Source organism: Nonomuraea sp. B208, assembly GCF_057536035.1.
The window spans coordinates 179988-193241 of the sequence record NZ_BAAJOU010000009.1; the positions used below are offsets into that span (position 1 = coordinate 179988).

14 protein-coding genes are annotated in these 13254 nt (G+C 72.9%); 7 read left to right on the forward strand and 7 right to left on the reverse strand.

Translation table 11 applies throughout. The annotated features are described in order from the left end of the window. Positions 1–75 precede the first annotated feature (75 nt). A complete protein-coding gene (locus AC27IY_RS05000) occupies positions 76–849 on the forward strand; it encodes a cyclase family protein (RefSeq protein ID WP_487177235.1) in 774 nt (257 codons plus the stop codon). After that, positions 846–2699, forward strand: a complete 1854-nt coding sequence (locus tag AC27IY_RS05005; protein WP_487177236.1) for a thiamine pyrophosphate-binding protein — start codon at positions 846–848, stop codon at positions 2697–2699. Before AC27IY_RS05000 ends, AC27IY_RS05005 begins: the two co-directional genes overlap by 4 nt. A gap of 140 nt (positions 2700–2839) precedes the next feature. Here the strand turns inward: AC27IY_RS05005 and dhaM are convergent, their stop codons facing one another. The 3 genes from dhaM to dhaK are packed head-to-tail and all read right to left on the reverse strand — an operon-like array spanning position 2840 to position 4925. Beyond that, a complete protein-coding gene (gene dhaM / locus AC27IY_RS05010) occupies positions 2840–3214 on the reverse strand; it encodes a dihydroxyacetone kinase phosphoryl donor subunit DhaM (RefSeq protein WP_344205401.1) in 375 nt (124 codons plus the stop codon). Next, positions 3214–3945, reverse strand: coding sequence for a dihydroxyacetone kinase subunit DhaL (dhaL, locus tag AC27IY_RS05015; protein WP_487177237.1), 732 nt, complete (start codon positions 3943–3945; stop codon positions 3214–3216). Before dhaL ends, dhaM begins: the two co-directional genes overlap by 1 nt. Continuing rightward, entirely contained in the window at positions 3945–4925 is a 981-nt protein-coding gene (gene dhaK, locus AC27IY_RS05020) for a dihydroxyacetone kinase subunit DhaK (protein ID WP_487177238.1), read from the reverse strand. The genes dhaL and dhaK overlap by 1 nt, the downstream gene beginning before the upstream one ends. A 120-nt stretch (positions 4926–5045) precedes the next feature. On the opposite strand from dhaK, the gene AC27IY_RS05025 reads away from it, so the two are divergent. Both AC27IY_RS05025 and AC27IY_RS05030 read left to right on the forward strand, forming a co-directional pair. Then, a complete protein-coding gene (locus AC27IY_RS05025) occupies positions 5046–6212 on the forward strand; it encodes a cytochrome P450 (RefSeq protein ID WP_344205406.1) in 1167 nt (388 codons plus the stop codon). Positions 6213–6233: 21 nt separating this feature from the next. Further along, a complete protein-coding gene (locus AC27IY_RS05030) occupies positions 6234–6980 on the forward strand; it encodes a lysophospholipid acyltransferase family protein (protein ID WP_423472235.1) in 747 nt (248 codons plus the stop codon). A gap of 548 nt (positions 6981–7528) precedes the next feature. Here the strand turns inward: AC27IY_RS05030 and AC27IY_RS05035 are convergent. Then, positions 7529–8335 carry a serine/threonine-protein kinase gene (locus AC27IY_RS05035; protein WP_329580026.1) on the reverse strand — a complete coding sequence of 269 codons (807 nt, stop codon included), beginning with the start codon at positions 8333–8335 and terminating at the stop codon, positions 7529–7531. 56 nt (positions 8336–8391) lie between these two features. After that, the gene (locus AC27IY_RS05040) at positions 8392–9666 is read right to left on the reverse strand and encodes an MFS transporter (protein ID WP_487177239.1); all 1275 of its coding nucleotides are present in this window, start codon (positions 9664–9666) and stop codon (positions 8392–8394) included. Positions 9667–9739: 73 nt separating this feature from the next. Between AC27IY_RS05040 and AC27IY_RS05045 the strand changes: the two genes are divergently transcribed. Next, a complete protein-coding gene (locus AC27IY_RS05045) occupies positions 9740–10354 on the forward strand; it encodes an ArsR/SmtB family transcription factor (RefSeq protein WP_449945186.1) in 615 nt (204 codons plus the stop codon). A 22-nt stretch (positions 10355–10376) separates the two neighbouring features. Here AC27IY_RS05045 and AC27IY_RS05050 read toward each other — a convergent pair whose 3' ends face one another. Next, on the reverse strand, positions 10377–11000 hold the full coding sequence (locus AC27IY_RS05050; RefSeq protein WP_487177240.1) for a DJ-1/PfpI family protein: 624 nt from the start codon (positions 10998–11000) through the stop codon (positions 10377–10379). 2 nt (positions 11001–11002) lie between these two features. Next, positions 11003–11965: a GlxA family transcriptional regulator gene (locus tag AC27IY_RS05055; RefSeq protein WP_487177241.1), complete on the reverse strand. Its 963-nt coding sequence runs from the start codon at positions 11963–11965 to the stop codon at positions 11003–11005. Positions 11966–12146: 181 nt separating this feature from the next. Between AC27IY_RS05055 and AC27IY_RS05060 the strand changes: the two genes are divergently transcribed. Next, positions 12147–12599 carry a helix-turn-helix domain-containing protein gene (locus tag AC27IY_RS05060; RefSeq protein WP_487177242.1) on the forward strand — a complete coding sequence of 151 codons (453 nt, stop codon included), beginning with the start codon at positions 12147–12149 and terminating at the stop codon, positions 12597–12599. 18 nt (positions 12600–12617) lie between these two features. Further along, a complete protein-coding gene (locus AC27IY_RS05065) occupies positions 12618–13205 on the forward strand; it encodes a PIN domain-containing protein (RefSeq protein WP_487177243.1) in 588 nt (195 codons plus the stop codon). Positions 13206–13254 lie beyond the last annotated feature (49 nt).

Consider the following 13254-nt stretch of genomic DNA (forward strand, 5'->3'; position numbering starts at 1 on the left):
GTTCCGGGTCGCGGGGTGTTTGCGGCGGTGCGGCGGGCGTAGGAGGATGCGCTCAGCCACATCGAGGAGGATGACATGTCGGTCTTGAAAAGCTTCATGGACAGCGTGCGCAGCGGCGCCATCGAGGTGATCGACCTCACCGCGCCGCTCTCGGCCGAGACGCCGATCCTCCAGCTCCCCGAGCCGTTCGGCAACACGATCCCGTTCCGGCTGGAGGAGATCAGCCGCTACGACGACCGCGGCCCCGCCTGGTACTGGAATAATTTTCAAACCGGCGAACACACGGGGACGCACTTCGACGCGCCCATCCACTGGGCCACCGGCCGCGACGGCGAGGACGTCTCCCAGGTGCCCGCCGCCCGGCTGGTCGCCCCCGCCGTCGTGCTCGACCTGGCCGACGAAGCCGCCAAGGACCCCGACTTCCTCCTCCAGATCGACCACGTCAAGGAATGGGAACGCGCCAACGGGCCGCTTCCCGAGGGCGGCTGGCTGCTCTACCGCACCGGCTGGGACGCCCGCGCGAGCGACCAGGCCGCCTTCCACAACGCCGACGAGACCGGCTCCCACACGCCCGGCATCTCCGCCGAGTGCGCCGCCTGGCTGGCCGCCGAGACCCCGATCCTCGGCCTCGGCGTCGAGACCGTCGGCACCGACGCCGGCGCCGCCCACTCCTTCGACCCGCCCTTCCCCTGCCACGCCTTCCTCCTCGGCGCCGGCAAGTACGGCCTCACCCAGCTCCGCAACCTCGACCGCCTGCCGGTGACCGGCGCCGTCGTGGTCGCCCCGCCGCTGCCCATCCTCGGCGGCTCCGGCAGCCCCGTCCGCGTCCTCGCCCTGGTCGAACGGTGAACGTCGCCGAGGCGGTCGGCCGCGCCCTCGCCGCGTGCGGCGTCGAGGCCGTCTTCGGCGTGGTCGGCAGCGGCAACTTCCACGTCACCAACGCGCTGGTCGCGGCGGGGGCGCGGTTCGTCGCGGCCCGCCACGAGGGCGGCGCGGCGACCATGGCCGACGCCTACGCGCGGATGAGCGGGCGGGCCGGCGTCCTGTCCGTGCACCAGGGGCCCGGCCTCACCAACGCGGTGACCGGCATCGCCGAGGCGGCCAAGAGCCGCACGCCGCTCGTCGTCCTCGCCGGCGAGGCCACCGACCGCCGCTCCAACTTCCACATCGACCAGGACGCGCTGGTGGCGGCCGTCGGCGCGGTGGCGATGCGGGTGACGTCGGGGGAGGAGGCGTGGGGGCGGGCGGAGGAGGCGTACCGGATCGCGGTCGAGCAGCGCCGCACGGTCCTGCTGAGCCTGCCCCTCGACGTCCAGTCCCAGCCTTGCCCCGCCACCCCTGGACCCGGCCCGGCCTCGCGATGGGTCGGATCCGAGTCGGCGGCGGGATCCGGCCCGGCCTCGCGATGGGCCGGATCCGAGTCGGCGGCGGGATCCGGCCCGGCCTCGCGATGGGCCGGATCCGAGTCAGCGGCGGGATCCGGCTCGGCCTCGCGGTGGGCCGCCGGATCCGAGTCGGCGGCGGGGTCCGCCGCCGGCGGAGCCGGGACGGCCGCGCCGGTCGCCGCCGCCTGGCCCGCTCCAGACGGAGGCGAGGGGGATCTGCCGCTCGCGGCCGAGGTGGACGCGCTCGCCCGCCTGCTGGCCGGGGCGTCGCGCCCGGTGTTCATCGCCGGGCGGGGCGCCCGGCACGCGCGGCGCGAGCTGGAGGCGCTCGCCGACCGGTCAGGCGCTCTCCTCGCCACCTCGGCCGTCGCCCGCGGCCTGTTCCGGGGCAGCCCGTGGGACCTGGACGTGTCCGGCGGCTTCGCCACCCCGCTGGCCGCCGAGCTGATCGCGGGAGCCGACCTCGTCGTCGGCTGGGGCTGCGCGCTCAACATGTGGACCACCCGGCACGGCTCCCTCGTCCCCGCCGACGGCCAGGTCGTCCAGGTGGACCTCGACCCCGCCGCGATCGGCGTCCACGTGCCCGTCGACCTCGGCGTCACGGGCGACGCGGCCGTCGTGGCCACGGCGCTGACCGGCCTCGTCCCGGCCGCGGCGGGTTACCGCTCGGCCGCCGTCGAGGGCCGGATCCGGGCCGAGGGCCGGTGGCGGACGGTCCCGTACGAGGACCAGGGCGACGGCGGCCGCATCGACCCGCGCACGCTCACCATCGGCCTGGACGACCTCCTCCCCGCCGAGCGCGTCGTCGCCGTCGACAGCGGCAACTTCATGGGGTACCCGTCGATGTTCCTCGACGTCCCCGACGAGAACGGGTTCTGCTTCACTCAGGCGTTCCAGTCGGTCGGACTCGGCCTGGCCACCGCGATCGGCGCGGCCGTGGCCCGCCCCGACCGGCTGCCGGTGGCCGCGCTCGGCGACGGCGGCGCGCTCATGGGCGCCGCCGAGCTGGAGACCGTCGTCCGGCTGGGCCTGCCGATGGTGGTCGTGGTCTACGACGACGAGGCGTACGGCGCCGAGGTCCACCACTTCGGCCCGCACGGGCACCCGCTGGACACCGTCACCTTCCCGCCCGCCGACCTGGCCGCCATCGCCCGCGGGTACGGTTTCGCCGCCGTGACCGTCACGCGGGAGGCCGATCTGGGCGGCGTGGCGGAGTGGCTCAAGGGTCCACGCGACCGGCCATTGCTCGTCCACGCCAAGGTGACCCGCGACCGGGGGTCGTGGTGGCTGGAGGAGGCCTTCAAGGGCCACTGACCCGACCACCGCATCCGACCACCGCATCCGACCACCGCATCCGACCACCGCCGCCCGCCACCACCCTTGTCGCCGTCCGGCGTCGCCCGAGCTCGGGGGCGCCGGAGGCCGTCGTTGCAGTTGGCCGCCGGGGCGTGTCGTCAGAGTTTGCGGACGGTGCGGGCCTCGTCGGCGGCGGCCAGGACGTCGGACAGCGGCATGCCGGTGCCCGCCATCACCGCCGCCGCGACCGCGCCCTCCACGAACGGCACGTCCGCCACCACGATCCGGCCCGGCTCCTCCAGCAGCCGGGCGGTCAGCACCGAGCTGCCGAGGTCGGGCACCAGCAGCACGCCGTCGCCCTGGTCCACCTCGCGTACGGCGGCCTCGACGAGGTCCAGGCTGGTGCCGAGCCCGCCGTCCTCGGTGCCCCCGGCCGCCGCCACGGGCACCTCCTCGCCGGCGATGCCGCGTACCAGGGCCACGACCTCGCGCGCCAGCCCCGCGCTGTGCGACACCACCACCACGCCCACCATCACGCCGTCCCCGCGGCCACCGTGGCCAGGGCCGCCATGAACAGCGCCGACGACGCCGCCCCCGGGTCCTCGTGGCCCACGCTGCGCTCGCCGAGGTAGCTGGCCCGGCCCTTGCGCGCCTGCAGCGGGATCGTGCCCGCCGCGCCCTCGGCGGCGGCCCGCGCCGCCAGCTCGAACGCCTCCGGGCTCCCCACGCCGTCCCGCAGCGCCAGTGCCAGCGCCCGCGAGGCGGGGACCAGCGCGTCCACCATCGTCTTGTCGCCGAGCGCGGCCTTGCCGAGCCGTTCCAGCGCCACCACGCCCTCCTTGAACGCCGCCGCGAACCCCGCCAGCGTCACCGGCTCCGCGATGCTGCGTCCCATCTGCCGGAACACCGAGCCGTACAGCGGGCCCGACGCGCCGCCCACCTTCCTGATCAGCGTCGCCCCGGCCACGGAGAGCACCTGGCCCGGCGACTCGGGCGGCGCGCCGGCGAGGGCCTGGACGACCTCGGTGAGCCCGCGGTCGAGGTTCGTGCCGTGGTCGGCGTCGCCGATGGCGGCGTCCAGCTCGGTCAGCCGGTCGCGGTCGCGCCGGACCAGCCCGGCCGCCTCCTCGAACCACGCCACGAAGAACCCCGCGTCCATCGGCCTGCCGCCCGCCTCGCCGGTGCCCGCGTCCCGCGCGCCCGCGTTGCCCTCGCCCTCGCCGTTGCCGTCGCCGTTGCCGTTGCCGTTGCCCGGAGTGGACATCAGCGCCCCCAGCGCAGCGCCGGCGTCTCGACCGGCGCGTCCCACAGGTGGGTCAGCGTGTCGTCGAGCCGGCAGACCGTGACGGAAAACCCCTGCATATCCAGACTTGTCACGTAATTGCCGACCAGCGACCGCGCCACCCGCGCGCCCTTCCCCTTGACGAACGACTCCACCTCGGCGAACACCACGTACAGCTCCATCAGCGGCGTCCCGCCCATGCCGTTCACCATGACCAGCAGGTCGCCGCTCAGCGGCAGATCCCCGTGGACCGCCTCCATCGCCACCCCGGCCAGCTCGCGCGCCGACACCATGGGCGCACGGGCCCGCCCCGGCTCGCCGTGGATGCCGATGCCCAGCTCCACCTGGTCGTCCGGCAGGTCGAAGGTCGGCTTGCCGGCGTGCGGCGTCGTACACGAGGTGAGCGCGATGCCGAACGAGCGGCTGCGCTCGTCCACCTCGCGCGCCACCGCCGCCACCTCGGCCAGCGGCGCGCCCTCCTCCGCCAGCGCCCCGGCGATCTTCTCCACGAACAGCGTGGCGCCGGTGCCGCGGCGGCCGGCCGTGTAGAGGGAGTCCTGTACGGCCACGTCGTCGTCCACCAGGACGCTCGCCACCTCGACGTCCTCGGTCAGCTCGGCGGCCATCTCGAAGTTGAGCACGTCGCCGGTGTAGTTCTTGACGATGTGCAGCACGCCCGCGCCGCCGTCCACGGCCTTCGTGGCGTCGATGATCTGGTCGGGGACCGGTGAGGTGAAGACCTCGCCGGGGCAGGCCGCGTCGAGCATGCCGTACCCGACGAACCCGGCATGCAGCGGCTCGTGCCCCGAGCCGCCGCCCGAGACCAGGCCGACCTTGCCCTGGCGCGGCCCCTCGGCGCGGTAGACCACCTGGTCACGCACCCGCAGCGACGGATGGGCCGCGGCCATGCCGTTGAGCGCGTCCGCGACGACGGAGTTCGCCGAGTTGATGAGCTTTTTCATCCGATCTCCCACTGTCGGCACGTGAGGCGAGCCTACAAGGGCCGCCTCCGCCCGACCCCCGAGCGGATCGCCGGATCTGCCCCGTTCCCAGCGAGGCGCGGGCGTCGTAGCGTGGACGGGGTGGATGTCAGCTACAACCCCTACGACCCGTCGATCAACGACGATCCGTACCCCGTCTACGCCCGTTTACGCCGCGAGGCCCCGCTCTACCACAACCCGGAGCTCGGCTTCTGGGCCCTGTCGCGGCACGCCGACGTCGCGCCCGCGCTCGTGGACAGCGCGCGCTACTCCAGTGACCACGGCCCCATGATCGACCCCGGGGCCTGGACACCTCAGGCGCGGGCGTACCTGTCGTTCGTGGCCATGGACCCGCCCGACCACACCCGGATGCGGGCCGTCGTGTCCCGGGCGTTCACGCCCCGCCGGATCGCCGCGCTCGAACCCATGATCCGCGAGATCGCCCGCGCCTACATCGAGGAAGGGCTGGCCAAGGGCACGTTCGACTTCGCCGCCGACCTCGCCGCGAAGCTGCCGCTCGACGTGATCTCCGAGCTGATGGGCGTGCCGTCGTCGCGGCGGCACAAGGTACGGCGCACCGAGAGCGTCCTGCTCAAGAACGACCTCGCCACCTCCCTGACCGAATCGGGGCTCCGCAGCCTGCTGACCCTCGGCGACTACTACGCCTCGATCGTCGCCCAGCGCCGCGCCGAGCCGCGCGACGACCTCGTCTCCGCGCTCGTCGCCGACGGCGACCTCACCGACGAGGAGATCGTCGCGTTCCTGTTCCTGCTGATCGGGGCGGGCTCGGAGACCACGACCCACCTGCTCTGCGCGGCCTGGTACTGGGCCTGGCGCAACCCCGGGCAGCGCGACATCGCCTTCGACGGCGGCGTGCCGCAGTGGGTGGAGGAGTCGCTGCGCTACGACACGCCGGCGCACGTGACCGCCCGCCGTCTCACCGGACCCACCGAGCTGCACGGCGTGCTGGTGCCGCCCGACGCCAAGATGTGGCTGCTCATCGGCTCGGCCAACCGCGACGAGGAAATTTTCCCCGACCCCGACGTCTACGACCTCGGCCGTGACACCTCCCGCGCCATCAGCTTCGGCGTCGGCCGCCACTACTGCCTCGGGGCCGCCCTCGCCCGCCTGGAGGGGCGGATCGCGCTGGAGGAGCTCACCAAGGCGGTCGCACGTGACTACCAGATCCACGAGGAGGGCATCGAACGGACCACGCACGGCAACGTCCGGGGCATGGTCAGTCTCCCGACGACCGTCCGACCTGCCTGATCCGGCTGCTACCTTCTGGACATGGCTGAGATCGTGTACCCGCCGGTGATCGCCGCCGCGCGGACCTTCTTTCGCGCGCTCGACATCCGCTTCCACCTGGAGGGGACCGAGAACGTGCCGCGGAGCGGCGGAGCGGTGCTGGTGAGCAACCACATCAGCTACCTGGACTTCATCTTCGCCGGCTGGGCCGCGCACCCGGCCCGGCGGCTGGTGCGCTTCATGGCCAAACAGGACGTCTTCGAACACCGGATCTCCGGGCCGCTCATGCGCGGCATGCACCACATCCCGGTCGACCGGGGGGCGGGGGCGGGCTCGTACGCGACCGCGCTGCGCATGCTCAAGGCCGGCGAGGTGGTCGGCGTGTTCGCCGAGGCCACGATCAGCCGCTCGTTCACGGTCAAAGAGATCAAGAACGGCGCCATCCGCATGGCCCAGGCGACGAACGTGCCGGTCATCCCGGTGGCCCTCTGGGGCAGCCAGCGCTTCTGGACCAAGGGCCGTCCCCGCAAACTGCTCCAGCGCCACATCCCGCTGACCATCCTCGTGGGGGAGCCGATGTACCCCAAGCGCGGCGAGGACGTCAACAAGCACACGCTCGACCTGCACGAGCGCATCTCGACGCTGGTGGACCGGGCGCAGCGGACGTACCCGGAGATCACGCCGGGCGTGTGGTGGCAACCCGCCCACCTGGGCGGCACCGCCCCGACCCCGGAAGAGGCCGCCGCTATGGACGCAGCCGAAGCCGCCGCCCGCGCGCAGAAGGACTGACCGACGCCACGCCCGCGCCGCCCAGCGGCACGGGGGCAGCAGCAAGTCGGCAAGCCGGTGGGGCGGCGGGTGGGGCGCGCGCTCGCGGTTCCATCCCGTCGGTGGCGAGTCGTGCCCGCCAGCACCATCCCGCCGAAGGGTGAGGCACGCCCGCCAGCTCCAAGTCGTGGGTTGGTGAGGCGCGCCCGCCGACTCCACACACCGCCCGAGGGCGAGGCGTGCCTACTGGCAGTATCCCGCTGGTGGGTGAAGCGCGCCCGCCAACTCCATGTCGTTGGTGTGAGGCGCCCCCTGACTCCACACCGCCCGGTGGCGAGGCGCGTCCCCTGACTCCACACCGCCCGGTGGCGAGGCGGGCTTGTCGGCTCCACAACGTTGGTGGGCGAGGCGTGCCCCGCCACCTTCATGCCGTCAGTGGGTGAGGCGCGCCCGCCACTCCCATGCCGGGGCCGTACGAAGCGCACCCCGCCAGCGGCATCCTGTCGGCACGTGAGGTCCACCCGCCGACTCTCCAATCCGTCGGCGGGTGCGTCAGGTGGTGCCGGTGGTCAGATGGCCGCCTGGTAGGCGCTGGCGCGCATGCCCGCCAGGAGCCCCGCCGTCTGTTCCGGTGTGAACCGGCGTACGGGGTCGTGGTGCAGCAGCCCTTCGAGCAGGGGACGCATCACGCCGGCCCGGCGCGGCGGCGGGTAGGGCCCGCTGCGTGCCATGCCGAGGACCGTGGCCGCGTCCTGCCCCGGGTAGGGAGGCTGCCCCTCGACCGCGCTGTAGAGCGTGGCGCCGAAGGACCACATGTCGGCCTCCTTGCTGGCCGGGCCGCCGTGCAGGCGCTCGGGCGCCATGAAGGCGGGCGTGCCGCGCAGCCGCCGCGACGTCGTCATGCGGATGTCGCCCTCGGCCGTGGCGATGCCGAAGTCGGTCAGCACCACCCGGTCGCCGGTCAGCATGACGTTCGCGGGCTTCACGTCGCGGTGCAGCACCCCGGCCTGGTGCGCGGTGCGCAGTGCGGCGAGCAGGTGTTGCCCGATGGCCGCGACCGACTGCGCCGGGAGCGTGCCGACCTGCGACAGCAACTGGTGCAAGGAGAGCCCGTCGAGGTACTCCATCACGATCCAGAGCTTGCCGCCCTCCTCCATGAGGTCGTGGACCGTGACGATGTTGGGATGCGTCAGCCCAGCAGCCATCCTGGCCTCACGCAGCACCCGGCGGCGTACCATCTCGACCTCACCGGCCAAGGTCAGCTCCTTGAGCGCCACCGTTCGGTGGAGGAGCTGATCGAACGCACGCCAGACGACTCCCATACCCCCACGACCGGCCTCCTCGTGCAGGAGGTACCGTCCGCCGATCTTCCGCATACCATCCCCTCAGACTCGGGGATAATCATGTCACTTCAACACAGTCCATAGGGTGCCTACAGTGATCTGGTTATGTCAGGAAGTGCGGCGTCGCTGGTCAAGGGCCTAGAAATTCGATCCCGCAGGGCGTGCCGCACCAGTCCGACACCGAGCAGACACACGCCGATCGACCCCAGCAGGACGGCCGGGAGCCCCGCGAACTCCGCCACGACGCCCCCGAGAGCCGCCCCCAGCGGCATGCCGCCCATGCCGATGAGCCGGTAGGCGGAGTTGACCCGGCCGAGCAGCTCCGGCGGGATCAGCCGCTGCCGGGTGGAGATCACCAGCACGTTCGCGGCGCCTCCCAAGATGCCCCAGAGCACGGCGGTCGGGTAGAGCGCCCACGGGGACGGCGCGACGACCGGCACCAGGAGCAGCACGCTGCTGGCCAGCCAGCAGGCCGTCAGCGCGCGGAACTCCCCGAAGGCTCCGGCGACGCGCTCGGCCAGCAGCGAGCCGAGCACCGCGCCGGCGGCGAGGGCCGTCATCATCAGGCCGTATCCCTCCGGCGGCAGGCCGATCGCCGAGCCGTCGCCCACCGCCCACAGGACGAAGACGGCGAAGTAGGCGGAGTTGGCGAGGTTGAGCAGGCCCGCGGTGATCGCCAGGCTGCGCAGCACCCGATGGGCCAGCAGGTAGCGCAGCGCCTCGCCGATCTCCCGCAGCAGCGGCCCCGACACCGACTTCCCGTCCGCCTGCGTGGTGTTCCTGGCCGGACGGTACGTGCCCCGCATGCCGAGCAGGAGCGCCGCCGCGGCGGCGTACAGCAGGGCCGGGGCGCCGAAGACGGCGGCGGGCAGCAGGCCGACCAGGAGCCCGGCCACGGGCGCGCCGGCGAACTCGTTGCCGATCTGCTGGGCGCTGAACACCCGGCCGTTGGCCCGCGTGAGCTGGGAGGCGGGCACGGTCATCGGCAGGACGGACTGCGCCGAGGTGTCGGCGAAGACCTCGGCCACCCCGGCCGCCAGCACGGCCGCGAGCAGCACCCACAGATCGAGCGCCCCTGACGCCGCCAGCACCGCCGCGACCGCCAGTGCCAGGGCCCTGACGGCCCCCGCCGTCGCCATGATGCGGCGGCGGTCGGCGCGGTCGGCTATTGCGCCGGCGGGCAGCGCGAGCAGCAGCCAGGGCAGGGTGGCCGCCGCGCCCACCAGCGCGACCAGGGTGGGGGAGCGGGTCATCGACACGGCCAGCAGCGGCGCGCCGGTCTTGAGCACGCCGTCGGCGAGGTTGGACAGCGCGGTGGAGGACCACAGGAAGGCGAAGGACCGCCCGAGGCCATGGCCGGTCATGACTCACTCCAGTAGGGTGGGAAGCGTACAAGGAAAAGTGTGCACAGGTTTCTTTGCAAAGATAGGCTTGCACGTGACGAAGAGCAAGGGCTTTTCCGCTCATACGCTTGACGCGAACGCGCTGAAGTCGTTCGCGCACCCGCTGCGACTGCGCATCTACGAGCTGCTCGACGAGCGCGGCCCGGCGACCGCGACCGGCCTCGCCGTGCTGCTCGGGGAGAACACCGGAGCGACGAGCTACCACCTCAGGGAGCTCGCCAGGCACGGCATGATCGAGGTCGCGGCCGGGATGGGGCGGGGCAAGGAGAAATACTGGCGGGTCGTGCCGGGCGGCTTCAGCTACGGCGACCCGCCGCCCGACGCCGAGGCGGCCAGCGCCCTGGAGGTCCTGCTGGACGACCTCGTACGCCAGCGGGGCGCCGAGCTGGCGAGATGGCGGCAGGGGGCGTCACGGGCGCCGGCGGAGTGGGTGGAGGCGAGCGGGTTCGGGCGGCGGTCGCTGCGGCTCACCGTGGAGGAGACCGCCGAGCTGCGCGATCAGGTGCTGGAGGTGCTGGAGCGATACCGGACGGTCTCGGACGGCAGGCAGGCCGAGCCGGCGGAAGGGCGTGAGCCGCCGGCCGGGCACGTGGTGATCCACTTCGACGTGCTGCCGCTGGGCGCCGTACCCGAGGACGATCCGGCCTGAGCCGCCCCGAACGCGGAGAGGCTCAGACGATGAGCTGGAGGGCGCGGTCGGCGAGGCCCGCCGGCGCCGTACGCGGCGAGCCCGCGTCGAACGGCGGCCGCGGGTCGTACTCGATGGCGAGCTGCACCGTCTGCGCCGTCTCCTCGTCCGTGGCCCGCGCCAGCAGCGTCAGCGCCATGTCGATGCCCGCCGACACCCCGGCCGCCGTCACCACCTTCCCCTGGACGACCGTGCGCTCGCTCACCGGCTCCGCGCCGTACTCCCGCAGCAGCTCCAGCGCCGCCCAGTGGGTGGTGGCCCGCAGGCCGTCGAGCAGGCCGGCCGCGCCGAGCAGCAGGGAGCCGCTGCACACGGACGTCGTCCAGCTCGTACGCCCGTGCGCCCGCCGGATCCAGCCGAGCAGGGCCTCGTCGCCGAGCGCGTCGAAGGTGCCGGGGCCGCCGGGCACCACGATCACGTCGGGATCGGGCACGTCGTCGTAGGAGGCGGTGGCGGCGAGGCTGAGCGAGCCCCGGTCGTCGGTCACCGGGCCCGGCTCGGCCGCGACGAACGTCACCCGCCAGCCGGGCGCGAAGGCGAGCACCGTGTACGGCCCGACCGCGTCCAGCGCCGTGAACCGGGGGTAGAGAGGGATGGCCACGTGCATCGTCAACGCTCCTTGGGTGGTGAGAACCGGCGGCGGTGGTCGCCGGGCGAGACCCGCCAGTGGCGGCGGAAGACGCGGTAGAGCGTCTCGGCCGTCCCGAGCCCGCACCGCCTGGCCACCGTCTCCAGCGGATGGTCGGTGGTCTCCAGGAGCCGCCTGGCGGCGTCGGCGCGGCTGCGCTCGACGTACCGGCCGGGGGAGAGCCCGGTCTGGCGGGTGAAGACGCGCGAGAAGTGCCGCTCGCTCATGCCCGCCCGCGCGGCGAGCGCGGGCACGCTGAGGTCGGCGCGGGGGTGGGCGTTGATGTACGCCTGCAGCTCACGCAGCGGCTCGCTGCGCGGCGTCAGCGCCGCCATCGGCAGGCTGAACTGACTCTGTCCGCCGGGCCTGTGCAGGTAGACGACGAGCCCACGGGCGACCCGCCCGGCCGTCTCGTGCCCGAGGTCCCTGCCCACGAGCGCCAGCGCGAGATCGACCCCGGACAGCACCCCGGCCGAGGTCCACACGCGGCCGTCCTCGATGTAGAGCGGGTCGGCGTCCACCTCGACGTCCGGATAACGCTCGCGCAGCTCGCCGGCGCTCAGCCAGTGGGTGGTGGCCCGGCGGCGCTCCAGCAGGCCGGCCTCGGCGAGCAGGAACGCCCCGTTGCACACCGACGCGGTACGCCGCGCCGCCCCGGCCAGGGCCGCGATGCCGCCGACCAGCCCGGCGTCCGCCAGGTGCCGCGGCACCGACAGGCCGCCCGCCACCATCAGCGTGTCGATCGGCCCCTCGACCTCGTCCAGGGCGCCCGCCGCGACCGTGACGCCGTTGCCCGCGGGCACGAGACCGGCGCGCGGCGCGACCACCTCGACCCGGTAGGAGCCGGGCACGACCAGCTCGGCCGTGCCGAACACGTCGGCGGGCCCGGCCAGGTCGAGGAGCTGGAAGCCGGGGAAGACGACGACCACGATCCTCCGCTGCATGCCTTTCATGCTGGTCGCGGCGGCGGCGTGGCGTCAACGACACGACCGTTGCACATTACGCCACGAGCCCCCGGGGAACATCCGGGGCTCGGCGACGTCGCGCCGTCTGGCTCCGGCATTGGAGTGTCCGGCCACCTAGGTTACACTTATTTCAGATATCCCTTGAGGTGGAGGTGTGGCCATGACCCGCACGGGCGTTCTGGCCAGCGCAACACGTGTCGAGGCGGACAGCGGTGATCGTGAGCTGCTTGCTCACCTGGAGGCGGCTGCGACTGCCGCAAAGGCGTCGCTGGTGCTGCGGGAACCCGACGGCACCGACACCGAGTTGCCCAAATCGCTGGTGAACCTCCTGGTGGCGGCCGCGCACGATCTCGCGAAGGGCAACGCCGTCTTCGCCCTGCCGGTAGAGACTCGGCTGACTCCGAACGAGGCCGCCGAACTGCTGGGGCTGTCACGTCCCTTCGTCGCACGTCTGCTCGACGAGGGCGAGATCCCCTCTCAGTATCTGCCGGACAGCCGTCATCGCCTGGTGCGCCTCGCGGATGTCCTGGAGTTCCAGGCTCGCCGCGAACAGCGAGCGGAAGGCCGTCGCAGGATCATGGACGTCGTCGAAGAAGCGGATCTGCCCTACTGACCTCCTGGGAGCACGCCGATGGTGCGGGTCTTCGTGGATACCAACGTGCTGTTCCCGTTCTCGCTGATGGACCTGATGCTCGCTCTGACCGAGGACGCGGTGCACACCGTGATCTGGAGCGATCACCTGTTGGAGGAATGGGAGCGCGTCATCGTCCGCGAGCAGCACCGCTCCGCGTCGGCGGCGGCCCGTATCAGTGCGGCGATTCGGGAGTTCTTCGCCGACACCCGCGTGTCCGAGGACGACTACAAACACCTGTTGGATCAGTTGGCTGGTCCTGACCCCGACGATCGTCACCACATGGCGGCCGCTATCGCCGGCCGCGCTCAGACCTTGGTCACCTGGAATCTCACCGATTTCCCTGCTGCGACCTTGAGCCCCTACGAGGTGACCGTCACCGACCCTGACACCTATCTGTGCTCGCTGTTGGCGCAGAGCCCTCACGAGGTGGTCGCGGCTCTGGTCAGGATGGCGGCGGGCAAGCGGCGCCCGCCGATGACCGGTGCGGACATCACCTACGCCTTGGAGCGTGCAGGGGTGCCGGTGTTCGCCCGGAGGGCGCGCAACCGCCTGCCTGCCCCACAGAAGAGCTTTGATCCCGCCTGACAGGGCGCGGGCGTCCACACGACCGTTGCACATTACGCCACGAGCCCCC